The 21,580-nt window shown below is 72.6% G+C and carries 21 protein-coding genes and 6 tRNA genes; 17 read left to right on the top strand and 10 right to left on the bottom strand.

Going from position 1 to position 21,580, the window contains the following annotated elements; translation table 11 throughout:
• Positions 1–31: 31 nt before the first annotated feature.
• The 4 genes from ACGF3I_RS27600 to ACGF3I_RS27585 form a co-directional block, all read right to left on the bottom strand.
• Positions 32–106 (bottom strand) — tRNA-Val (locus ACGF3I_RS27600).
• A gap of 47 nt (positions 107–153) precedes the next feature.
• A tRNA-Val gene (locus tag ACGF3I_RS27595) sits at positions 154–225 on the bottom strand.
• A gap of 1 nt (position 226) precedes the next feature.
• A tRNA-Cys gene (locus tag ACGF3I_RS27590) sits at positions 227–300 on the bottom strand.
• Positions 301–338: 38 nt separating this feature from the next.
• Positions 339–411 (bottom strand) — tRNA-Gly (locus ACGF3I_RS27585).
• A gap of 202 nt (positions 412–613) precedes the next feature.
• Here ACGF3I_RS27585 and ACGF3I_RS27580 point away from each other — a divergent pair.
• The 3 genes from ACGF3I_RS27580 to ACGF3I_RS27570 are packed head-to-tail and all read left to right on the top strand — an operon-like array spanning position 614 to position 3,363.
• Complete coding sequence (locus ACGF3I_RS27580; RefSeq protein ID WP_393136543.1) at positions 614–1,669, top strand: chorismate-binding protein; 1,056 nt, start codon at positions 614–616, stop codon at positions 1,667–1,669.
• On the top strand, positions 1,670–2,491 hold the full coding sequence (locus ACGF3I_RS27575) for an aminotransferase class IV (RefSeq protein ID WP_393136540.1): 822 nt from the start codon (positions 1,670–1,672) through the stop codon (positions 2,489–2,491). It begins immediately after the preceding gene.
• 41 nt (positions 2,492–2,532) lie between these two features.
• The gene (locus tag ACGF3I_RS27570) at positions 2,533–3,363 is read left to right on the top strand and encodes a GNAT family N-acetyltransferase (protein ID WP_393136537.1); all 831 of its coding nucleotides are present in this window, start codon (positions 2,533–2,535) and stop codon (positions 3,361–3,363) included.
• Positions 3,364–3,380: 17 nt separating this feature from the next.
• Here the strand turns inward: ACGF3I_RS27570 and ACGF3I_RS27565 are convergent, their stop codons facing one another.
• Positions 3,381–3,899, bottom strand: a complete 519-nt coding sequence (locus tag ACGF3I_RS27565) for a DsbA family protein (protein ID WP_393136535.1) — start codon at positions 3,897–3,899, stop codon at positions 3,381–3,383.
• Positions 3,900–4,040: 141 nt separating this feature from the next.
• Here ACGF3I_RS27565 and ACGF3I_RS27560 point away from each other — a divergent pair, with 141 nt between their 5' ends.
• Complete coding sequence (locus ACGF3I_RS27560) at positions 4,041–4,481, top strand: hypothetical protein (protein WP_393136533.1); 441 nt, start codon at positions 4,041–4,043, stop codon at positions 4,479–4,481.
• A gap of 287 nt (positions 4,482–4,768) precedes the next feature.
• Positions 4,769–4,942 (top strand): hypothetical protein, encoded by a 174-nt coding sequence (locus tag ACGF3I_RS27555; RefSeq protein WP_393136531.1) that lies wholly within the window; start codon positions 4,769–4,771, stop codon positions 4,940–4,942.
• A 51-nt stretch (positions 4,943–4,993) separates the two neighbouring features.
• Here the strand turns inward: ACGF3I_RS27555 and ACGF3I_RS27550 are convergent, their stop codons facing one another.
• On the bottom strand, positions 4,994–5,551 hold the full coding sequence (locus ACGF3I_RS27550; protein WP_393136529.1) for a CGNR zinc finger domain-containing protein: 558 nt from the start codon (positions 5,549–5,551) through the stop codon (positions 4,994–4,996).
• Positions 5,552–5,745: 194 nt separating this feature from the next.
• Entirely contained in the window at positions 5,746–6,162 is a 417-nt protein-coding gene (locus tag ACGF3I_RS27545; protein ID WP_053723613.1) for an SsgA family sporulation/cell division regulator, read from the bottom strand.
• A gap of 199 nt (positions 6,163–6,361) precedes the next feature.
• Between ACGF3I_RS27545 and ACGF3I_RS27540 the strand changes: the two genes are divergently transcribed.
• The 4 genes from ACGF3I_RS27540 to ACGF3I_RS27525 all read left to right on the top strand — a co-directional run bounded on the left by ACGF3I_RS27540 (position 6,362) and on the right by ACGF3I_RS27525 (position 7,632).
• Complete coding sequence (locus ACGF3I_RS27540; RefSeq protein ID WP_393136527.1) at positions 6,362–6,763, top strand: TIGR02611 family protein; 402 nt, start codon at positions 6,362–6,364, stop codon at positions 6,761–6,763.
• A 52-nt stretch (positions 6,764–6,815) separates the two neighbouring features.
• Positions 6,816–6,887: transfer RNA gene (locus ACGF3I_RS27535), tRNA-Val, on the top strand.
• 133 nt (positions 6,888–7,020) lie between these two features.
• Entirely contained in the window at positions 7,021–7,521 is a 501-nt protein-coding gene (locus ACGF3I_RS27530) for an SRPBCC family protein (RefSeq protein ID WP_393136525.1), read from the top strand.
• A 39-nt stretch (positions 7,522–7,560) separates the two neighbouring features.
• Positions 7,561–7,632 (top strand) — tRNA-Val (locus ACGF3I_RS27525).
• 63 nt (positions 7,633–7,695) lie between these two features.
• Here the strand turns inward: ACGF3I_RS27525 and ACGF3I_RS27520 are convergent.
• Positions 7,696–8,421, bottom strand: coding sequence for a 3'-5' exonuclease (locus ACGF3I_RS27520; RefSeq protein WP_393136523.1), 726 nt, complete (start codon positions 8,419–8,421; stop codon positions 7,696–7,698).
• A 192-nt stretch (positions 8,422–8,613) separates the two neighbouring features.
• Here ACGF3I_RS27520 and ACGF3I_RS27515 point away from each other — a divergent pair, with 192 nt between their 5' ends.
• The 4 genes from ACGF3I_RS27515 to ACGF3I_RS27500 all read left to right on the top strand — a co-directional run bounded on the left by ACGF3I_RS27515 (position 8,614) and on the right by ACGF3I_RS27500 (position 13,155).
• Positions 8,614–9,186: a DUF4365 domain-containing protein gene (locus ACGF3I_RS27515; protein ID WP_393136521.1), complete on the top strand. Its 573-nt coding sequence runs from the start codon at positions 8,614–8,616 to the stop codon at positions 9,184–9,186.
• Positions 9,186–10,409, top strand: coding sequence for a hypothetical protein (locus ACGF3I_RS27510; protein ID WP_393136519.1), 1,224 nt, complete (start codon positions 9,186–9,188; stop codon positions 10,407–10,409). The genes ACGF3I_RS27515 and ACGF3I_RS27510 overlap by 1 nt, the downstream gene beginning before the upstream one ends.
• Before the next feature lie 99 nt (positions 10,410–10,508).
• Positions 10,509–12,491: a threonine--tRNA ligase gene (thrS, locus tag ACGF3I_RS27505; protein ID WP_393136517.1), complete on the top strand. Its 1,983-nt coding sequence runs from the start codon at positions 10,509–10,511 to the stop codon at positions 12,489–12,491.
• Positions 12,492–12,594: 103 nt separating this feature from the next.
• The gene (locus ACGF3I_RS27500; protein ID WP_393136515.1) at positions 12,595–13,155 is read left to right on the top strand and encodes an HIT family protein; all 561 of its coding nucleotides are present in this window, start codon (positions 12,595–12,597) and stop codon (positions 13,153–13,155) included.
• A gap of 51 nt (positions 13,156–13,206) precedes the next feature.
• On the opposite strand, the gene ACGF3I_RS27495 is transcribed toward ACGF3I_RS27500, so the two are convergent.
• Together ACGF3I_RS27495 and ACGF3I_RS27490 are read right to left on the bottom strand one after the other, a co-directional pair.
• Positions 13,207–14,880, bottom strand: coding sequence for a hypothetical protein (locus tag ACGF3I_RS27495; RefSeq protein WP_393136513.1), 1,674 nt, complete (start codon positions 14,878–14,880; stop codon positions 13,207–13,209).
• A gap of 176 nt (positions 14,881–15,056) precedes the next feature.
• Positions 15,057–17,243, bottom strand: a complete 2,187-nt coding sequence (locus tag ACGF3I_RS27490; RefSeq protein WP_393136511.1) for an elongation factor G-like protein EF-G2 — start codon at positions 17,241–17,243, stop codon at positions 15,057–15,059.
• A gap of 260 nt (positions 17,244–17,503) precedes the next feature.
• Here ACGF3I_RS27490 and pgsA point away from each other — a divergent pair, with 260 nt between their 5' ends.
• The 4 genes from pgsA (at position 17,504) to ACGF3I_RS27470 (ending at position 21,301) form a co-directional block, all read left to right on the top strand.
• Positions 17,504–18,169, top strand: a complete 666-nt coding sequence (gene pgsA / locus ACGF3I_RS27485; RefSeq protein ID WP_393136509.1) for a phosphatidylinositol phosphate synthase — start codon at positions 17,504–17,506, stop codon at positions 18,167–18,169.
• Complete coding sequence (locus ACGF3I_RS27480) at positions 18,166–19,062, top strand: phosphatidylinositol mannoside acyltransferase (protein ID WP_393136508.1); 897 nt, start codon at positions 18,166–18,168, stop codon at positions 19,060–19,062. Before pgsA ends, ACGF3I_RS27480 begins: the two co-directional genes overlap by 4 nt.
• Positions 19,059–20,219 carry a glycosyltransferase family 4 protein gene (locus ACGF3I_RS27475; protein WP_393136506.1) on the top strand — a complete coding sequence of 387 codons (1,161 nt, stop codon included), beginning with the start codon at positions 19,059–19,061 and terminating at the stop codon, positions 20,217–20,219. The genes ACGF3I_RS27480 and ACGF3I_RS27475 overlap by 4 nt, the downstream gene beginning before the upstream one ends.
• A 527-nt stretch (positions 20,220–20,746) precedes the next feature.
• Positions 20,747–21,301, top strand: coding sequence for a hypothetical protein (locus tag ACGF3I_RS27470; RefSeq protein ID WP_393136505.1), 555 nt, complete (start codon positions 20,747–20,749; stop codon positions 21,299–21,301).
• Positions 21,302–21,580: the final 279 nt, after the last annotated feature.

Raw genomic sequence — 21,580 nt, 5'->3', positions numbered from 1 at the left:
CCCCCGGCCTCGAAAGGCCGGGGGTTCCGGGTGGTGCGCGATACTGGGATTGAACCAGTGACCTCTTCCGTGTCAGGGAAGCGCTCTCCCGCTGAGCTAATCGCGCGGGACGGCCGCCGACGTTGCCGGGACCGGTTACTTCGTGTTACTGCGTGCGCGATACTGGGATTGAACCAGTGACCTCTTCCGTGTCAGGGAAGCGCTCTCCCGCTGAGCTAATCGCGCTTGGAGGTGGAGACGGGATTTGAACCCGTGTAGACGGCTTTGCAGGCCGTTGCCTCGCCTCTCGGCCACTCCACCAGGAGTGCATATGGGGTTCGGGAAGATCCCCCACATCGAGCGGACGACGAGATTCGAACTCGCGACCCTCACCTTGGCAAGGTGATGCTCTACCAACTGAGCCACGTCCGCTTGTCGTTTCCGTTCCGCTTGCGCGTCCCGGCGACGTGTTGAACTCTAGCGGATTCCCGGGCCAGTACAAAAACGCGTTTGTGCAGCGTGCTGCGTTGTGCCCGGCCCGGGCCACCGCCGGACCCCGGCCCGGCCCCGGCCCGGTGGCCGCCCCGGGGCCGCTCAGGGGCACCCCACCTGCACCGGCCCTAGACTCGCAACCGTGCACGACCTCGCTCCGCTGGCCCGCTTCGGCCGCCTCGTCGCCTCGGACCTGCGTGATGTCACCAGTGATCCCGAGGCCCTCGACTCCGCCGGCTTCTGGGCCGTGTCCGCCGACTTCGAGGGCCGTCTCGTCTGCGCCCGCTTCGCGGACGTGCGGACGGAGGCGGTCCCCGCACCGCTGCCCGGCGCCTGGCGCGGGCCCGGCCCCGACGCCTGGACCTCCTCCCTCGACCGGGCCGCCTACACGGCCGGGGTGCGCCGCATCCGGGACCACATCGCGGCCGGCGAGGTCTACCAGGCGAACCTCTGCCGGGTGCTGAGCGCCCCGCTGCCCGACCCGGAGTCCGCCGACGTGGACGCGCTCACCGCGCTGCTCGCCCGTGGGAACCCGGCGCCCTACGCCGGAACGATCCGCCTGCCCGCGCACGGCGTCGAGATCGCGACCGCCTCGCCCGAGCTCTTCCTGCGGCGCACCGGCCGGATCGTGGAGTCCGGTCCCATCAAGGGGACCGGGCGGACCGCGGCCGACCTCCTGGAGAAGGACTACGCCGAGAACGTGATGATCGTGGACCTGGTCCGCAACGACGTGGGCCGGGTCTGCGCCACCGGTTCGGTGAGCGTGCCCGCGCTGTGCGCGGTCGAGGAGCACCCGGGCCTGGTCCACCTCGTCTCCACCGTCCGCGGTGAACTGCGCGAGGACGCCGGATGGCGCGACCTGCTCGACGCCACGTTCCCGCCGGGCTCGGTGACCGGCGCCCCCAAGTCCAGCGCGCTGCGGATCATCGAGGCCCTGGAGAGCGCGCCGCGCGGCCCGTACTGCGGCGGCATCGGCTGGGTCGACGCCGACCGCGGCACCGCCGAGCTCGCCGTCGGCATACGGACCTTCTGGATCGACCGGCCGCAGGGCCTGCTGCGCTTCGGCACCGGGGCGGGCATCACCTGGGGCTCGGACCCGGAGGGGGAGTGGGCGGAGACCGAGCTGAAGGCCTCCCGCCTGCTGGCGGTAGCGTCGGGCGAGTACGCCCACAGCGGGCACAGTGGAAGGACCGCGTAAATGCAGATCTGGGTCAACGGCGCTCTGCGGGACGCCGATGCCGCGCAGGTGTCCGTCCTGGACCACGGGCTCACCGTGGGCGACGGCGTCTTCGAGACGGTCAAGGCGACCGGGGGGCGTCTGTTCGCGCTCACCCGCCATCTGGACCGGCTGACCCGCTCGGCCCGCGGCCTCGGCCTCGCCGACCCGGACCTCGACGAGGTGCGGCACGCGTGCGCCGCCGTCCTCGACGCCAACCCGATGGCGCTCGGCCGCCTGCGGATCACCTACACCGGCGGGCTCTCGCCGCTCGGCTCCGACCGGGGCGACGCGGGCCCGACGCTGGTCGTCGCCATCGGTGAGACCCACCGCAGGCCCGACACCACCGCCGTGATCACGGTCCCCTGGACCCGCAACGAGCACAGCGCGGTCGCGGGCCTGAAGACCACCTCGTACGCGGAGAACGTCGTCGCCCTCGCCAGGGCGCACCGGGCCGGGGCCTCGGAGGCGCTGTTCGCCAACACCGCGGGGCAGCTGTGCGAGGGCACCGGCTCCAATGTCTTCGTGGTCGTCGACGGCCTCCTGCACACCCCGCCCCTCGCCTCCGGCTGCCTCGGCGGGATCACCCGCGCCCTCACCCTCGAATGGACCGGCGCGCACGAGACCGCGCTGCCGATGGACGTCCTGGAGCGCGCCGAGGAGGTCTTCCTCACCTCCACGCTGCGCGACGTGCAGGCCGTGCACCGGGTCGACGGACGGCGGTCGGCGACGGCGCCGGGTCCGGTCACCGCGAAGGCCATGCGGATCTTCGAGGAGCGCGCCGGATCGGATCTCGACCCGTAAAGCTGGTGACGGGCGGCGCCGCGGCAGGTACAACGGCGTTGATGACCACCACCATTCGGCCGACCGAGCCGCTTCAGCAGGGCGCCGACGGCGCCAAGTCGCGTACGTACGACGTGTGTGTGAACAGCCGACGCGTCGGACACGTCAAGATCGCCACCGATGTGTGGTTCGGGGCCGCCGTCGGCCGCATCGAGGGGCTCACCATCGACCGCCCCGACCGGGGTCGCGGGCGCGGCACGGTGGCCGCGCTCGCGGCCGAAGAGGTGCTGCGGGGCTGGGGGTGCGGCCAGGTCCGGGTGACCGTTCCGGCCGAGGCGGACGCCGCGCTGCGCATGGCGAGCGCCCTCGGGTACCAGGAGCGCAGCCGCAACATGGTCAAGCAACTCCCGCCCACGGCGCCGGAGTTGCCCGCCGGGGCGGTGGGGCGCCCGATGGACGGGGACGAGTTCGAGCGCTGGGATGTCGAGGCGGTCCGCAGTTACGCCCGCAGCTGGACCGAGCGCGGCATGCCCGAGGCGGAGGCGCGGGCCAAGTCCGAGACGGAGCACCGCTCCCTGCTGCCGGACGGCCTCGCCACCGCCGGGACGCGCCTGATGGTCCTGGAGGACGGCGGGAGCGCCGTGGGGCACCTGTGGGTGGCGCTGCGCGAGCCGCGGGACGGCGCCTACGTCTACGACGTCGAGGTCGCCGAGGAGCACCGGGGCCGGGGCCACGGCCGCTCCCTGATGCTCCTGGCCGAACGCGTGGCGGTGGCCGGCGGCCGGGACACGCTCGGTCTGCACGTCTTCGCGGGCAACACCCCGGCGCTGCGCCTGTACGAGTCGCTCGGCTACCGGTCCACCCAGTACCACCAGTTCAAGGACCTGCTCTGAGCCGCTGAGCCGGAGGGCTAGCCGGCGAGGAGCCGGTCGGCGATCTCCTCGACGCGCTCGCGCAGCCCCTGCTGGCTCTTGCCGCCGTCCAGGCGCTCGTCGCCGATGACGTACGTCGGTGTGCCGGTCACGCCGATGGCCTTGCCCTCGGCCTGGTCGGCGTCGACGATCAGCATGTGCCGCCCGTCGATGAGGGCGGTGTCGAACTCGTCGGCGTCCAGGCCGAGTTCGGCCGCGGTCCGCACCAGGACGGACTCGCCCTGCCCGGCGAGCTGCTCGGTGCGGGCGAGCACGGCCTCCACGTAGGGCCAGCCCTGCCCCTGCTCGAAGGCCTCCTCGGCGGCCTGGGCCGCGGCGAAGGCGTGCTTGTGCTTCTCCAGCGGGAAGTGCCGCAGCCGGATGTCGAGGCGGTCGCCGTAGCGGGCGCGCAGGGCCCGGACGTCGTCGAGGGCGGCGTGGCAGTCGGGGCACTGCAGCTCGCACCACACATCGAGGACGACGGGGCCTGCGGTGCCGGAGGGGGTGGTCTCGCTCATGGGACCAGTCTCCCAGCTACCGGCACCTGGGGAGGAGGCCGCCCCGGAGATCTCCCTGATGCCGGCCTCCGGCCGTGGCCCCGGCGGTGGGTTCCGGTGCAGGATGGAAGAAGCCATACCCCCCATGCCAGGAGGAACCGGATGTTGGCCGAGACCGTCTGCTCCGCCGTCTCCGCGGCCGGACTGGGCATCGCCGCCGTCACTGCGTACCGCAAGCGCTTCCTCACGGCCACGCGGATCGCCGCCTACTCGCTGGTGCCGCTCGGCCTGGTGATGACCGGCGTCGTGGCATGGGTGTCCGGCATCGTCTTCAAGCCGAGCGTGTGGCTCGGCTTCGGCCTGCTCGGGGCGGCCTGGCTGCTCTTCCTGACGACCCGCGCCGTCGAGCGGCGCGGCGGCGGCACGCGCAAGGAGCGCAGGGCCGCGGCGGCGGCCCGGCGCGACGCGGTCGCCCCCGCCGCGTCGGCCCCCTTGCCCGGCGCCACGCGCACGCCGGCCGCCCAGCCCGCGGCCAAGGCGAAGCCGGCCGCGAGCGAGGACTTCAGCGATATCGAGGCGATCTTGAAGAAACACGGGATCTGACCCCGCCGCGCCCGGCCCCCGTCCCGGCCGGCAGCCCCGCCGCGTCGGGGCCCGCCCCGGCCGGCAGCCCCCGGCGCTTCCGGCCTTCGACCCGGTCGGGAGTCCCGGCGGAAGGTGCGTCGAGCCGTCCCGGCAGAGGGCGCGCCGAACGTCACCGCAGGGCGCGCGACGGCGCCGGGAGTCCGCGCGGCTGTTCCCATACGCGCTACAAGATCGGGTGAACTCCCGCTGTATATGGCCGGGTTGGTATATCCATGCGCCCGGGCTGAGTCATCATCGGCCCCGAGATGCTGGACACTTCCCAGGGCTCAGCCCCTGCACCGCCCGACAAGCCGAGCGCACCGGACCCCCAGGCGCGGGGCTGCCTCTTCGCGCTCTCGCAGCCACCCCTGATGATCTTCCTGGGGGTGATCGGCTGTCTCCTGCTGATGGCGGCCGTGCACGACCTGTTCCTGATGTGAGCCCGGCCCGCCGGGGCCCGGCCCCGAGGCCGTCCGGGCGCCCGGTCCGACTCAGCCCGCCGCCTCCTTGCGCCGGGCCCGGTACGCCGCGACGTGCAGGCGGTTGCCGCAGGTACGGCTGTCGCAGTAGCGGCGGGAGCGGTTGCGGGAGAGGTCCACGAAGGCCCGGCCGCAGTCGGGCGCCTCGCACCGGCGCAGCCGTTCCTGCTCGCCGGTGACGACGATGAAGGCGAGCGCCATGCCGCCGTCGGCGGCCAGGTGGTCGGCGACCGAGGCGCCCGGCGCGAAGTAGTGCACGTGCCAGTCGTAGCCGTCGTGGTCGGTCAGCTGGGGGGTGGTGCCGGCGGCCGCGACGAGCTGGTTCACGAGCTCGGCGGCGGTGCGGGCGTCCGGCGCGGCGAAGATCTCCGCGAACCGGCTCCGCACCCCCTGGACGCCCAGCAGATCACCGGGGGAGAGCCGTTCCACACCGCTGACGCTGTGGTCCTGGACGAAGCCGTACAGCGCGTCCACGTCGGCGAGGCGGTCGTCCGCCCCGCTCTCCGGCGCGGTGTTCACCAGATCGACCACCATGTCGAGCGCGATCCGGGTGTCGTGAGGGATCAGCACGATTCGCTCCCTGGCCTGCGGCGGGCGGGCGCCCGTCGATGCTGGCCGACTCTAGCGGCTCGTGCCCGACGCGCACCGGCGCCGTCCCCCACGACGGCTTCGTGGGGGACGGCGCCGGTGGCTGCCGTGATGGGGTTGTCCGCGCGGCGCCGTCGCCCCGAGTCGGACGGCGCCGTGCGGCTCTCTGCCTGGCCTCAGTTGTTCTCGGCCAGGATGTGCGAGAGTTCCGTGTCGAGATCGAAGTGACGGTGCTCGGTGCCGGGCGGCACCGCGGCGTCGGTCCGTTTCAGGAACGACTCCAGGGCCCGCGCCGGGGCTTCGAGCAGGGCTTCTCCTTCCGGCGAGCTCAGGGCGATACAGACGACGCCCTGGCCGTGACTGCGTGACGGCCAGACTCTTACGTCGCCGGTTCCGGTGGGCCGGTGCAGGCCCTCGGCGAGGAGGTCGCGAGCGAAGACCCACTCGACGGTTTCCTCGGCTCCGGTGTGGAAGGTGGCGTGCACGGCATAGGGATCGGCCGTGTCATACCGCAGGCCCGCGGGTACAGGCAGTGAGGACTCGCTCGACACAACGAGGCGCAGGTGCAGCTCGCAGCTGACCGTGGTGTTCATAAGCGCCAGGGCCTTTCGCTCAGTGTGCGCTCGGGGATTCGCACGTCGGCGAAATCGACATGCCACCTACGGTGCCGTTGTAAACCCCTCTGACCGTTTTGCGGGGCTTCACGTAGCTCGTACGGCCCACTATTACTTTGAGTCATAGGTCCATTTCGGTGAAGCCAATCCGCGACACCGGTCCGGTAGGTTGGGGTGCATGGATACGGGGAGTGACGAACAGGGTGGCGCGGCCCTCGGATCGCGTGCGCCGGAGTTCATCAAGGCGTCCAGGCCGCTGCATCTGAGCTGGCAGGTCGGCGTCTTCGTGGTGGGGCTCGCGGTCGTGGCCGCCGGCATCGTGATGCTCCCGCTGCCGGGCCCCGGCTGGCTGGTGATCTTCGGTGGCATGGCGATCTGGGCGACCGAATTCGTCTGGGCGCAGCTGGTCCTGCGCTGGACCAAGCGCAAGGTCACCGAGGCCGCCCAGAAGGCGCTGGACCCCAAGGTGCGCCGTCGCAACATCATTCTCACCACGGCCGGCCTGGTGATCGTCGCCGTACTCGTCGGCATCTACGTGTGGAAGTTCGGCTTCGTGATGCCGTGGCGGATCGACGAGTGACCGCAGGTGGTCAAAGGCCCCGCTGACATGCGGTAATGTTGGCGCTGCGCCCGGGCGATTAGCTCAGTGGGAGAGCGCTTCGTTCACACCGAAGAGGTCACTGGTTCGAACCCAGTATCGCCCACCCGGACCGAAGGCCCCGGAGATCATCACGATCTCCGGGGCCTTCGGCGTTGTCCGGGTACGGAGTTCGGTGCGGTCCGGGCCGCGAGGCGGCGCGCGCGTTTGCGCCCGGCGGCCGCGCGCACACTGGAGGCATGGACTGGTGCCGCTATCGCTTCCGCAGCGTCTGGGACCTGCCGGCGGCCCCCGACGCCGTCTACCCGGTCCTGGAGCGCACCGAGGAGTACCCGCACTGGTGGCCCGAGGTCCGCGAGGTGACCCCCGTCGACGACCGCACCGCCACCGCGCGGCTGCGCTCCCTCGTGCCGTACGACCTGTTCGTCACGGCCCGCGAACGCCGGCGCGACCCGGCGGCGCTCGTCCTTGAGGCCGCGCTCACCGGCGATCTCGAAGGCTGGGCGCGCTGGACGCTGCGCGCGCACCGGGGCGGCACCCGGGCCGTCTACGAGCAGGAGGTCGTGGTGCGCAAGCCCCTGATGCGGCGGCTCGCGGTGCCGGGGCGCCCGGTGTTCCGCGCCAACCACGCCCTGATGATGCGTTCCGGCAGACGCGGGCTGGCCGGGTTCCTGACGCGGACGGGCCGCGCGGAACGCCCGGGCGGGGGGCGGCCGGCGGGGGAGGGGCGGGCGGTTTGAAAGCTGGGCCCGGGGGCCTGTATTGTTCAGTGCGTTCCCGGGCGATTAGCTCAGTGGGAGAGCGCTTCGTTCACACCGAAGAGGTCACTGGTTCGAACCCAGTATCGCCCACCGGGAAAGGCCGGTCCGTCGCTGACGGACCGGCCTTCTTGCTGTCCGCCCCGCGCGCAACTCTCAGGCCGCCGCCGGGAGTTCGGGCCGCAGCGGCCACGCCGTGTCCACCACTTCCGGAGTGCCCTGACGGGTGAACCAGGCCTGCAGACCGCGTGCCTGCGCCGCGTGCCAGGTCGCCTGGAGCGTGTGCAACTCCGTGGGCGACAGGCGCTCCAGGCGCGCCGCGAACCGGCGGCCCACCGCGCGCACGACCTCCAGGGCGGCCACCGCGTCGGCCGAGGCGTCGTGCGCGCCCTCCAGAGTCACCCCGTAGTGCTCGCACAGATCGGTGAGCGTGCGGCGGCCCTTGCGATAGCGGTCCAGATGCTTGTCCAGGACCCGGGGGTCGAGCACCCGCAGCGGGTTCTGCCCCAGGTAGTGCCCCAGCGACGCGGCCCGGTGCCGCCTCAACTCCCGGTCGAGGAGCGTCAGATCGAAGGGCGCGTTCATGATGACCAGCGGCCGTCCCGCCATGCACTGCTCGGCCAGGCCCCGCGCTATCTCGTCCATCACGGGCGCCGGCCAGCGGCCGTTGCGCTGGAGGTGTTCGTCGGTGAGGCCGTGCACCTCGGTGGCGCCCGCCGGCACCGGTATGCCCGGGTTGACCAGCCAGCGCGTCGCCCGCGGCCGGGCGCCCGGACCGTCCTGGACCACCAGGGCCGCCGAGACTATGCGGTCCCCCTCGACGTCCACCCCGGTCGTCTCCGTGTCGAACGCCGCCAGGGGGCCCTCGTACCAGCACGTCATGTTCACTCAACTCCTCGCGCACTCCTGGCAGATGGCGTGCGTCCCCCTGCCCGATTCCGTGATACCCGGGCCGTTTGCGACATACGCCGTTTGCGGGGTCCCGAGTGCGGAGACAACTCAGGTGACGGGACGGCTGTTTGACGCTCCGTCAAGGAATGGGTTCGGCACAGTTCCGGAAGGCACACGACAGCCATGGCGCTCGCGCAGCCCGATCCGGCCGCGCCCGGGCTGCTGCCCGGGGGGATCGCATCGCTGCGCGGCTCGCTCGCCACCACCGCCTGCATGGAGACCCTCCAGGTGGGCTACCTGCACGCGGTGGCCGCCGCCGCGGGGTGCTCGCTGTCGCAGCCCTTTCCGGACAACGGCATCGACTGGCACGTGAGCCACAGCGCCCCCGGCCACACGGTCGACGACGAAGTGACGATCAAGGTGCAGCTCAAGTGCACGTACCAGATCCCGCCGCATCCGCCGGGCGGGGCCTTCTCCTTCACGCTGGACAACGACCACCTGGTGAAGCTGGCCCGCACTCCGGTGTCGGTGCACAAGATCCTGGTCGTGATGCTGGCGCCGAGGGACCGGGACGCCTGGCTGCTCGCGGGCCACGACCGGCTGGCGCTGCGGCACTGCTGCTACTGGACCAACCTGGCCGGACACCCGGTGACCGGCCGGCGCAGGACCACGGTGCGAATACCGACCTCGCGGATCTTCGACGACCGCGCGCTCTGCGAGATCATGACGCGGGTCGGGGTGGGAGGGATGCCCTGATGCGCTGGCCCGACGACGGAACCGGCGGTACGACCCCGCCGGCGGCGGACCGGATCGATCCGGCGGTGCTCGGCGCACTGCTGCGGCGGCACGGCTGGCAGCGGCGCGGGGGAGCGGCGGGACGCTACGCGCGCTGGACGCCGCCCGGCGCGGCCGGCTCCGGCACCAGCCTCCTCGTCCCCGAGAGCCGTGCCTATCCCGACAGCGCCGACCTGCTCGGTGAGGCCCTCACCGCGCTCGCCCGCAGCGCCGCGCCCTCCGCGCGCGAGGTGCTGGTCTCGCTCGCGGTGCCCAGCGACGAGGTGCGCTGGTGGCGCGAGGTGCCCAAGGGCCCGGCCGGCGCGGCCTCCTGGAGCGAGCAGGACCACCTGCGCGGCGCCGCCCACCGGATGCTGCTCGCCGGCGCGCTGGCCGCGCGCGGCGCCGCCGGGTACTACGGGGCCCGCCACCGCGCGAAGGCCCTCGCCTCGCTGGACGGCGTCCTCGTGGAGCCGGCGGCCGGCGGCGGGCTGACCGCGTACGTGCCGGCCGTCTCGGGACGGCCGGCGGTGGTGCGGCTGTACGAGGCCCTCAACGCGGTGCGGGACGCGGTCGACTACCAGCGCACCACCGGCGGCATGGAGGCCTTCGACGCCGCCGTGCGGGCCGGCGTCAGCCGGGAGCTGACCGAGTCCGTGGTCGCCCTGGTGCACGGCAGCGAGGGCGTGCGCATCGCCCTGGACTGGGCGCCCGCGGCCGGCGTGCCGGCCGGCTGCGCCGCGCGCCCCGAGCCCGTCGACTTCTCGCCCGGCGACCTGCCGGCCCTGCGCGCCGCCGGCGCCCGTCTGCTGAGCCGCGAGCCCTCCCTGGCGGTGCGGATCACCGGGGCCGTGGTCCGGCTGCGGCGCACGGGGCCGCGCGGCCCCGGCGTCGTACGGCTGCGGGTGCTCGCCGGGGCGGAGGTCCCCTACGTGCGCATCGAGCTCGACGAGGAGGCCTACCGGATCGCCGGGCACGCGCATCTGGTCGGGCTGCCGATCCGGGTGGTGGGGCGCCTGGAGAGCCGGGGCGGCTTCCGCCGGCTCTCCGCCGCCGGCGAGGTGACGCCCGTCCAGGTCGACGACGCCGAACGGGACCGGCTGATGAAGTCGCTCCAGGAGAACGTCGACTTCTTCGAGGAGGCCTGCGGGGCGGAGGCGCCCGCTCCGCCCCGCGCGGCCGAACCCGGCCGGGGCCCCGGCTGAGGGGGCCCGCAGCCGTTTCGCGGCGTACCCCACCGGCTCGGTAGGATCGTCCCGCGTACGCGACACGCGCTGCGCGCCCCCTACGGCAGGAGAAGTCCGGTGTCAGACGTCCGTGTGATCATCCAACGCGATTCCGAGCGGGAAGAGCGCGTGGTGACGACGGGCACTACGGCCGCCGAGCTCTTCACCGGTGAGCGCGGCGTCGTCGCGGCCCGCGTGGCCGGCGAACTGAAGGACCTCGCGTACGAGGTGCGGGACGGCGAGGAGGTCGAGCCCGTCGAGATCACCTCCGAGGACGGCCTCAACATCCTGCGCCACTCCACCGCGCACGTCATGGCCCAGGCCGTGCAGGAGCTGCACCCGGAGGCGAAGCTCGGCATCGGACCGCCGGTCCGGGACGGCTTCTACTACGACTTCGACGTCGAGAAGCCGTTCACGCCCGAGGACCTCAAGGCCATCGAGAAGAAGATGCAGGAGATCCAGAAGCGCGGCCAGCGCTTCTCGCGCCGCGTCACCACCGATGAGGCCGCCCGCGAGGAGCTCGCCGACGAGCCGTACAAGCTGGAGCTCATCGGCCTGAAGGGCAACGCGGCCCAGGCCGCCGACGGCGCGGACGCGGAGGTCGGCGCCGGCGAGCTGACGATCTACGACAACCTCGACGCCAAGACCGGCGAGCTGTGCTGGAAGGACCTCTGCCGCGGCCCGCACCTGCCGACCACCCGCACCATCCCGGCGTTCAAGCTGATGCGCTCGGGCGGTGCCTACTGGCGCGGCAGCGAGAAGAACCCGATGCTCCAGCGCATCTACGGCACCGCGTGGCCGACCAAGGAAGAGCTCAAGGCGCACCTGGAGTTCCTCGCCGAGGCCGAGAAGCGCGACCACCGCAAGCTCGGTGCCGAGCTCGACCTGTTCTCCATCCCCGAGGAGCTGGGCTCCGGCCTCGCGGTCTTCCACCCCAAGGGCGGCATCGTCCGCCGGGAGATGGAGGCGTACTCGCGCCAGAAGCACGAGGCCGCCGACTACGAGTTCGTGAACACCCCGCACATCTCCAAGGAAGAGCTCTTCGTCACCTCGGGCCATCTGCCGCACTACGGCGACGGCATGTTCCCGCCGGTGGAGTTCGACGGGCAGAACTACCGCCTCAAGGCGATGAACTGCCCCATGCACAACCTGATCTTCAAGGCGCGCGGCCGCTCCTACCGCGAACTGCCGCTGCGGCTCTTCGAGTTCGGCACCGTCTACCGCTACGAGAAGTCCGGCGTGGTGCACGGCCTGACCCGCGCCCGGGGCTTCACGCAGGACGACTCGCACATCTACTGCACCAAGGAGCAGATGCCGCAGGAGCTGGACTCGCTCCTGACCTTCGTGCTCGACCTGCTGCGCGACTACGGCCTGGACGACTTCGAGCTCGAACTGTCCACCCGCGACCCGGAGTCGGACAAGTTCATCGGTTCCGACGAGGCCTGGGAGGAGGCCACCGAGGCGCTGCGCCTGGCGGCCGAGAAGCAGAACCTCCCGCTGGTCCCGGACCCGGGCGGCGCCGCGTTCTACGGGCCGAAGATCTCGGTGCAGGCCAAGGACGCCATCGGGCGGTCCTGGCAGATGTCGACCATCCAGGTCGACTTCAACCAGCCCGAGCGCTTCGGCCTCGAATACACCTCCTCCGACGGCACCAAGCAGCAGCCGGTCATGATCCACCGTGCGCTGTTCGGCTCCATCGAGCGCTTCTTCGCGGTGCTCCTCGAGCACTACGCGGGCGCCTTCCCGGCGTGGCTGGCCCCCGTCCAGGCCCTCGGCATCCCGATCGGTGACGCGCACGTGGAGTACCTCCAGGACTTCGCCCGCCAGGCCAAGGCCCAGGGGCTGCGGGTCGAGGTCGACGCGTCCTCGGACCGCATGCAGAAGAAGATCCGCAACGCGCAGAAGCAGAAGGTGCCGTTCATGATCATCGCGGGTGACGAGGACATGGCCGCGGGCGCCGTCTCCTTCCGCTACCGCGACGGTTCGCAGGAGAACGGCATCCCGGTGGCCGAGGCCATCGCGAAGATCGAGAAGGTCGTGGCGGAGCGGGCCCAGGTCTGACCCCGCACCGCGGCCCACGGGCCCCCGGGAAGCCCCGCTTCCCGGGGGCCCGTGCGTGTGGGCGGGCGGCCACCCGGGCGACGCCCCCGGCCGCCGAAGTCATATGCTGCACACCATGACGACTGAGCCGGAGCAGCAGATCGGAGTGGGGACGCAGGACGCGTTCCAGCGCCTGTGGACGCCCCACCGGATGGCGTACATCCAGGGCGAGAACAAGCCGACGGGGCCGGAGTCCGGCGACGGGTGTCCGTTCTGCTCGATTCCGGCGAAGTCGGACGAGGACGGGCTGATCGTCCGGCGCGGCGCCCACGTCTACGCGGTGCTCAACCTGTACCCGTACAACGGCGGGCACCTCATGGTCGTGCCCTACCGCCACGTGGCCGACTACACCGAGCTCGACCCCTCCGAGACGCTGGAGCTCGCCGACCTCACCAAGCGGGCGATGACCGCGCTGCGCGCCGCCTCGGGCGCGCACGGGTTCAACATCGGCATGAACCAGGGCGCGGTGGCCGGCGCCGGCATCGCCGCCCATCTGCACCAGCACATCGTGCCCCGCTGGGGCGGCGACACCAACTTCATGCCGGTCGTCGGCCACACCAAGGTGCTGCCCCAACTCCTCGCGGACACCCGCGCGATGCTGGCCGACGCCTGGCCGCAGGACTAGGCGCCGGCGGCGCAGGCGCCGGGGCGCCGCGGCAGCGGGCCCGGCCCGGCGCTACGCGTCGTACACGTCGGCCTTCCTCGGGGCCGGGTCCTGGACCAGGCCGCTGAGGATCATCGAGCGGTTGGTGAAGCGGTCGGTGTTCACTCCGTGCTCGTCGAGCACCTTCATGGCCGCGGAGTGCACCACCCGCAGGACCGGCGTCGCGGCCCGCATGGCGTCGTCGGCCATGAAGCGGTGGCGCCAGGGCTTGTCGGCCCAGGCGTGCCGCAGACCGAACGGCTCGGGCAGCACTATGCGGCCGCCCAGATGGTCGAGCAGCGGCGGGTACCAGGTCAGCGGGGCGCGGGCGGTCAGACGCACCACCTCGTTGGCGTCGACCAGGGGCAGCGCGACCGTCTTCTTCTCCCAGAACCGGAAGGTCTTGTCGACCTCCTTGGTCTTGGGCGCAGGCTTGGTGGTGAACAGACCGTGCACCGGGCCGAGCGCGTGCCCGGTCACCTCGATCCGCAGCGTCTCGTGCAGCACGGTCACGGTGACCATCATGGTGATGACCAACTGGCCGTCCCACAGCGTGAACTGGACGCCGAGGTAGTGCCGGTTGCCGCTGGAGAACTGCTGCTCGTTGCAGATGCGCTGTATCTCGTGCTGGCGCACCTGGAAGTTGTCGATGTCCTGGCCGCTGGGCCGCGACACCTCCTTGGCGCCCTCGCCGATCGGCGAGACCACCCAGTTCCTGATCGAGGGGGTGGGGAAGCCCCCGGTGTGCAGGGGGCCGCGCTCCAGGAGCTGGAGGCGGTCCTGGATGGCCCGTATGACGTCCCAGCTGCGGAAGCCGTGGATCTCCTTGCCGGGCTCCTTGGGCTCCAGTTCCTCCGCGAGCTGCCAGCTGCCCCACCGGGTACCCATGCCGAGTACGCCCTTGGGGCCGGCGTAGAAGACGATGTTGCTCTGGTCCTCGGCGGCCAGCTTGACCAGGGACTGGCGCAGCTGCTCGGCGGAGCCGGCCGCCGCGCTCTTGGGCACCGCCTCCGGGATCCGGGCGCCGATGCCGCCGCCGCCCAGCAGGCTGTCCCAGCGCGAGCGCAGGTCCCGTGCGGTCTTCTCGCAGATGACCTTGGCCCAGTACCAGCCGATGACCGGGGCGACCATCATCGCCCGCAGATAGAGCCCGAGCACCCCGTTGAACGGCAGCTTGACCAGGAAGAGCACGGCGAGCACGGCCGCCGCCGCGAGCAGGATCGTGCCGAGCGCGCCGGCCCGCCGGTCCTTGGCGCCCGCCAGCGTGCGGCGCAGCTGGAAGACGGCGAGCCAGAGCAGCAGGCCGGGCAGGAAGAGCAGCCCGAAGACGGACATGACCAGGGTGAGCTTGGTGTCGCGCTCCTTGCGGATGCGGATCGAGGCCAGGCAGTGCTCGACGATGGTGCCCGGCTCGGTGCCGAAGGACTGGATGATCCCCTTGCGGGTGGCGCCCAGCATCCGGGACTGCACGGCGCGCGAGAACGCCTCGCCGAGGTTGGGCTCGAACAGCGAGAACATGCCCTTGGTGACCGTGGACTCGTGTCCGTCGCCGTTCGCCTTCAGGATGTCCTGCACCGGGCTGTCCCGGTACGCCGCCGAGGCGAGTGCCTGGGTCGCGGCCGTCGTGCCCGCGGAGCCCTGGAGCGGCACCTGTGGCCTGGGCAAGAAGTCGAAGAATGGCTCTTCCGTCGTCACTGCCGCCCCCATCGCCGCGGTCCTTGCTCTGCGGCCTCTTCCCGACCACCGCACCCCGCACACCTGCTGAACAGGGACCACAGCGTATCGGGGACGCGGCCCGTCCGTCAGGGGGCACCGCAAAGGCCGCCCACCGCAACGGGATTGCGGTGGGCGGGCACCTGATGCCCTGTCAACTATGGCCTGGCTTACGCCTGTTCGCGCAGTTTGTCGGCGAGCTGGGGCGGCATCGGCTCGTGCCGGGCATAGGTGCGGCTGAACCGGCCGGTACCGTGCGAGAGCGACCTGAGGTCGAGCGCGTACCGGCCGATCTCGATCTCCGGGATCTCCGCCCGCACCAGCGTGCGCCCCGGCCCCGCCTGCTCGGTGCCGACCACCCGGCCGCGGCGTCCCGACAGATCGCTCATCACCGGGCCCACGTAGTCGTCGGCCACCACGACCCGGACCTCGGCGACCGGTTCGAGCAGATGGATCCGGGCCTCGGCCGCGGCCTCCCGCAGGGCGAGTGCCCCGGCGGTCTGGAAGGCGGCGTCGGAGGAGTCCACCGAGTGGGCCTTGCCGTCCAGCAGCGTGACGCGCACGTCGACGAGCGGGTGGCCCGCCGCCACGCCCCGGGCCGCCTGGGCCCGTACGCCCTTCTCGACGGACGGGATGAACTGGCGCGGCACCGCGCCGCCGACCACCTTGTCCACGAACTCGATGCCGCTGCCCGCGGGCAGCGGCTCCACGTCGATCTCGCAGATCGCGAACTGGCCGTGTCCGCCGGACTGTTTGACGTGCCGGCCGCGCCCGGTCGCCTTCGCGCCGAACGTCTCGCGCAGTGACACCTTGTGCGGCACGGCGTCGACCTGCACGCCGTACCTGCTGCGCAGCCGCTCCAGGGCGACCTCGCGGTGCGCCTCTCCCAGGCACCACAGCACCAGCTGATGGGTGTGCGGGTTCTGTTCGAGCCGCATCGTCGGGTCCTCGGCCACCAGGCGCGCGAGCCCCTGCGAGAGCTTGTCCTCGTCGGCCTTGCTGTGCGCCTCGATGGCCAGCGGCAGGAGCGGGTCGGGCATGTCCCAGGGCGCCATCAGGAGCGGGTCGTCCTTGGCGGACAGGGTGTCGCCGGTCTCGGCGCGGGACAGCTTCGCCACACATGCCAGATCGCCCGCCACGCACCGGGCCAGCGGGCGCTGCTGCTTGCCGAACGGTGAGGACAGCGCGCCGACGCGCTCGTCGACGTCGTGGTCCTCGTGGCCGCGGTCGGCCATGCCGTGCCCCGACACGTGCACCGTCTCGTCGGGCCGCAAGGTGCCGGAGAAGACCCGGACCAGGCTGACGCGGCCGACGTACGGATCCGACGAGGTCTTGATCACCTCGGCCACCAGAGGCCCGTCGACGGCGCAGCCGGGCGCCGGGCGCGCGGCGCCCTCGGGGGTGGTGAGGTCGGGGGCGGCCCGTTCCAGCGGGGAGGGGAAGCCGCCGGTGACGAGTTCGAGCAGCTCGATGGTGCCGAGGCCGTGCCGGGCGCCCTCGGCCGCGGGGGCCGCGGCGAGCACGGGGTGGAAGGTGCCGCGGGCCACCGCCCGCTCCAGATCGGCCACCAGGGACGTGAAGTCGATGTCCTCGCCGCCGAGGTAGCGGTCCATGAGGGTCTCGTCCTCGCTCTCCGCGATGATCCCCTCGATGAGCCGGTTGCGGGCCTCCTCGATCAGCGGGAGCTGGGCGGCGTCGGGCCCGGTCTCCTTGCGCTCACCGGACTCGTAGTCGAAGACCCGCTGCGAGAGCAGTCCGATCAGGCCGGTCACCGGCGCGTGCCCGTCGGGCGCGGCCGCCCCGCGCACGGGCAGATAGAGCGGGAGGACGGCGTCGGGGTCGTCGCCGCCGAAGGCCTCGGCGCAGATCCCGGTCATGGCCTCGAAGTCGGCGCGCGCCGATTCCAGATGGGTCACCACGATGGCCCGCGGCATTCCGACGGCCGCGCACTCCTCCCAGACCATCCGCGTCGAGCCGTCCACGCCGTCGGCCGCCGAGACGACGAAGAGGGCCGCGTCCGCGGCGCGCAGACCGGCCCTGAGTTCTCCGACGAAGTCGGCGTATCCCGGGGTGTCCAGGATATTGATCTTGAATCCGTCCCATTCGACCGGCACCAGCGACAGCTGTACGGAACGCTGCTGCCGGTGTTCGATCTCGTCGTAGTCGGAGACGGTGCCGCCGTCCTCGACCCGGCCCGCGCGGTTGACGGCCCCGGCCGCCAGCGCGAGCGCCTCCACCAGCGTGGTCTTGCCCGATCCGCTGTGGCCGACCAGCACCACGTTCCGTACGGATGCGGGGTGGTCGGCCGCCGTGGCCCTGCCGGCGGCCCCGGGGTGTGCGTGTGTCTTGTCGCCCATGTCCGTTCCTCCCGGTTTCGTGCGCGGTGAGGTGGTGAGGGGCGCGGACACGCGGACTCCGCGTGCCGAGGCGGCATCTGCGACGCCCGCGGTAATTCGAGCTTTCCACTCCGGTCACGGTGCGTCCATACGTCGTACGGGACCGCGCCCCGGAGCCGGCCCGGCGGGTGCCCGGCGGTGCGGCCCCGCAGTCGTGGCTACGATGGGTCGGCCGGTGGCCAGCAGGGGCCGCGCGGCCACACCGACCCCTCGGGAAGGCCATGCTGAACAAGTACGCGCGTGCATTCTTCACGCGTGTCCTCACGCCGTTCGCCGCATTTCTGCTCCGCCGTGGAGTCAGCCCGGACGCGGTGACCCTCATCGGCACGGCCGGAGTGATGGCGGGTGCGCTGGTCTTCTTCCCCCGTGGCGAGTTCTTCTGGGGCACCATCGTCATCACCCTCTTCGTCTTCTCCGACCTGGTCGACGGCAACATGGCCCGCCAGGCCGGGATCTCCAGCCGCTGGGGCGCGTTCCTCGACTCCACGCTCGACCGCGTCGCCGACGGCGCGATCTTCGGCGGCTTCGCGCTCTGGTACGCGGGGCGCGGCGACGACGACGTGCTGTGCGCGGTGGCCATCTTCTGCCTGGCCAGCGGCCAGGTGGTGTCGTACACCAAGGCGCGCGGCGAGGCGATCGGACTGCCGGTCGCCGTCAACGGCCTGGTCGAGCGCGCCGAGCGCCTCGTCATCTCGCTGGTCGCGGCGGGCCTCGCGGGGCTGCACGGCTTCGGGGTGCCGGGCATCCAGGTGCTGCTTCCCATCGCGCTGTGGATCGTCGCCGTGGGCAGCCTGATCACACTGATCCAGCGCGTGGTGACGGTACGCCGCGAATCCGCCGAGGCCGACGCGGAAGCCGCGCGGGCGGCCGGCGAGGCGGGCGCATGAAGGACAGGCTGACCGACGCGCTGTACGGGCTCGGCTGGTCCACCGTCAAGAAGCTCCCCGAACCGGTCGCGAACGGGCTCGGGCGGCGCATCGCGGACCAGGTCTGGAAGCGGCGCGGCAAGAGCGTGCTGCGCCTGGAGTCCAACCTGGCCCGGGTCGTGCCGGACGCCTCGCCCGAGCGCCTGGCCCAGCTGTCGCAGGCCGGAATGCGCTCCTACATGCGGTACTGGATGGAGTCCTTCCGGCTGCCGTCGTGGAGCCGGGACCGGATGGCGAACGGCTTCGTGCCCAAGGACGTGCACCACCTCGTCGACGGTCTCGCCTCCGGGCGCGGGGTGATCGTCGCGCTGCCCCACATGGGCAACTACGACCTCGCCGGCGCCTGGGTCACCAGCAAGCTGGACATCCCCTTCACCACCGTCGCCGAGCGGCTCAAGCCCGAGACGCTGTACGACCGCTTCGTCGCCTACCGCGAGAGCCTCGGCATGGAGGTGCTGCCGCACAGCGGCGGCGCGGCCTTCGGCACGCTGGCCCGGCGGCTGCGCGCGGGCGGTCTGGTCTGTCTCGTCGCCGACCGGGACCTGTCGGCCTCCGGCGTCGAGGTCACGTTCTTCGGCGAGACCGCGCGGATGCCCGCGGGACCGGCGATGCTCGCCCAGCAGACCGGCGCGGTGCTGCTTCCGGTCACGCTCTGGTACGACGACTCCCCGATCATGCAGGGCCGGGTCCACCCGCCCATCGACGTGCCCGGGACGGGCGACCGGGCCTCCCGGACGTCCTCCATGACACAGGCGATGGCCGATGCCTTCGCCTCCGGAATCGCCGACCACCCCGAGGACTGGCACATGCTGCAACGCCTGTGGCTCGCGGACCTGGAGGAACGACGGCCGTGAAGATCGGCATCGTCTGCCCCTACTCGTGGGACGTCCCGGGCGGCGTCCAGTTCCACATCCGTGACCTGGCGGAGCACCTCATCCGGCTCGGGCACGAGGTGTCGGTGCTCGCCCCCGCGGACGACGAGACCCCGCTGCCGCCGTACGTCGTCTCGGCGGGCCGGGCCGTGCCCGTGCCGTACAACGGCTCGGTCGCGCGGCTCAACTTCGGGTTCCTGTCCGCGGCCCGCGTGCGGCGCTGGCTGCACGACGGCACGTTCGACGTGATCCACATCCACGAGCCGGCCTCGCCGTCCCTCGGTCTGCTGTCCTGCTGGGCCGCGCAGGGGCCGATCGTGGCGACCTTCCACACCTCCAACCCGCGCTCCCGCGCGATGATCGCGGCGTACCCGATCCTGCAGCCCGCCCTGGAGAAGATCAGCGCGCGCATCGCGGTGAGCGAGTACGCGCGGCGCACGCTGGTGGAACACCTCGGCGGCGACGCGGTGGTCATCCCCAACGGCGTGGACGTCGACTTTTTCGCGCGGGCCGAGCCGAAGAAGGAGTGGCAGGGCCAGACCCTCGGCTTCATCGGCCGCATCGACGAGCCGCGCAAGGGCCTGCCCGTCCTGATGAAGGCGCTGCCCCGGATCTTCGCCGAGCACCCCGAGGCCCGGCTGCTGGTCGCGGGCCGGGGCGACGAGGAGGAGGCGGTCGCGTCCCTGCCCGCCGAGCTGCGCACGCGGGTCGAGTTCCTGGGCATGGTCAGCGACGAGGACAAGGCGCGGCTGCTGCGCAGCGTGGACGTGTACGTGGCGCCCAACACCGGCGGCGAGAGCTTCGGCATCATCCTCGTCGAGGCGCTGTCCGCGGGCGCCGCGGTCCTCGCCAGTGACCTGGACGCGTTCGCGCAGGTCCTGGACCAGGGCGCGGCGGGCGACCTGTTCGCCAACGAGGACGCCGACGCGCTCGCCGATGCGGCGGTGCGCCTGCTCGCCGACCCCGCGCGCCGGGCGGGCCTGAGCGAGCGCGGCGCGGCGCATGTGCGGCGCTTCGACTGGGCGACGGTCGGTGCGGACATCCTCGCGGTGTACGAGACGGTGACGCACGGGGCGGCGGCGGTGGCGGCCGACGAACGCCCGACCTTGCGCGCCCGCTTCGGCCTGGCCCGCGACTGACCCCCGTCGGGGGTTGCGGGGTTCCCCGGGGCTGTGCCCCCGCCCCCCTTCGGGCCTGGACGGCCCTCGTCCTCAATCGCCGGACGGGCTGGGGGTGTTGGTGCGGCCCAGTGCCGGTGCTGTCGGGGGCGCGGGGAACTGCGCGAGACGCGGGCACGGTCCGCACCCGGAGGCGGGGTTGTCGGACGGGGGGGCCGCGCGGGCCGTCCTGCTCAGGGTCAGCCTCCCAGGGGCGCGGGGAACTGCGCGAGGAGCGCCCACGGTCCGCACCTGGAGGCGGGGTCGCCCGGGTCTGTGCCCCGGACCCCCTTCGGGCCTGGACGGCCCTCGTCCTCAATCGCCGGACGGGCTGGGGGTGTTGGTGCGGCCCAGTACCGGTGCTGACAGGGGCGCGGGGAACTGCGCGAGACGCGGGCACGGCCCGCACCCGGGGGCCGGGTGGGGTGGGCCGCATGGGCCAGGGCTGAGCGGCCCGGCGGGGTGAACCCGGCCGCACTGCCCGCCCTGCCAAGGCCCCCCGGGTAGCCTTGCCGCCCGTGACCGTAACCCTCATCTGGATCGCCGTCGCCCTCGTCGCGATCGGCCTCTACCTCAGCTGGACCGCCGGCCGGCTCGACCGCTTGCACGCCCGCATCGACGCGGCCCGCGCCGCCCTCGACGCCCAACTGCTGCGCCGCGCCTCGGTCACCCAGGAGCTGGCCACCAGCGGCGTGCTCGACCCGGCCGCCTCCATCGTCCTGTACGAGGCCGCGCACGCCGCGCGCCAGGCCGAGGAGGAGCACCGGGAGGTCGCCGAGAGCGAGCTCAGCCAGACGCTGCGGGCCGTCTTCGGTGAGCCCGCGCAGATGGACGCCGTACGGGAGGCCCCCGGCGGCGTCGAGGCCGCCGAGGAACTGGCGCAGGCGGTGCGCAGGGTTCCGATGGCGCGGCGCTTCCACAACGACGCGGTGCGGGCGGCGCGCGCGCTGCGCCGGCACCGCACGGTCCGCTGGCTCCGGCTCGCCGGCCATGCCCCGTTCCCCCTGGCCTTCGAGATGGACGACGAGCCCCCGACCGCCCTGGCCGACCGGCCCGGCACCTGAGCCCTACGCCCGCCCGGCCAGGATCCTGAGCCCAACCCCGCCCCGGCCGCACCGGCCCGGCAGCCGAACCCGGCAACCGCCCGCCCCGGGCCGGCTAGCCGGACAGCCGGGCCCAGCCCCGCTCCGGGCCGGCCCGGAAGCCGGGCCCCGACGCCCGCCCCGGCCGGGCGACAGGCCGGGCATCGAGCCGGGCCGAACGGCAGCCCGGCCGAAAACGATCCACCGGCTCCTCATTGGCCCTTGATGTGGCCTGCTCGCCCAGGGTTCTCTCGGGAGAGC

It is taken from the genome of Streptomyces sp. NPDC048111, from assembly GCF_043202815.1.
In the GTDB taxonomy this organism is placed as follows: domain Bacteria; phylum Actinomycetota; class Actinomycetes; order Streptomycetales; family Streptomycetaceae; genus Streptomyces.
Note: the sequence above shows the minus strand (reverse complement) of the source record. Positions and strands in the feature narration are given on the sequence as shown.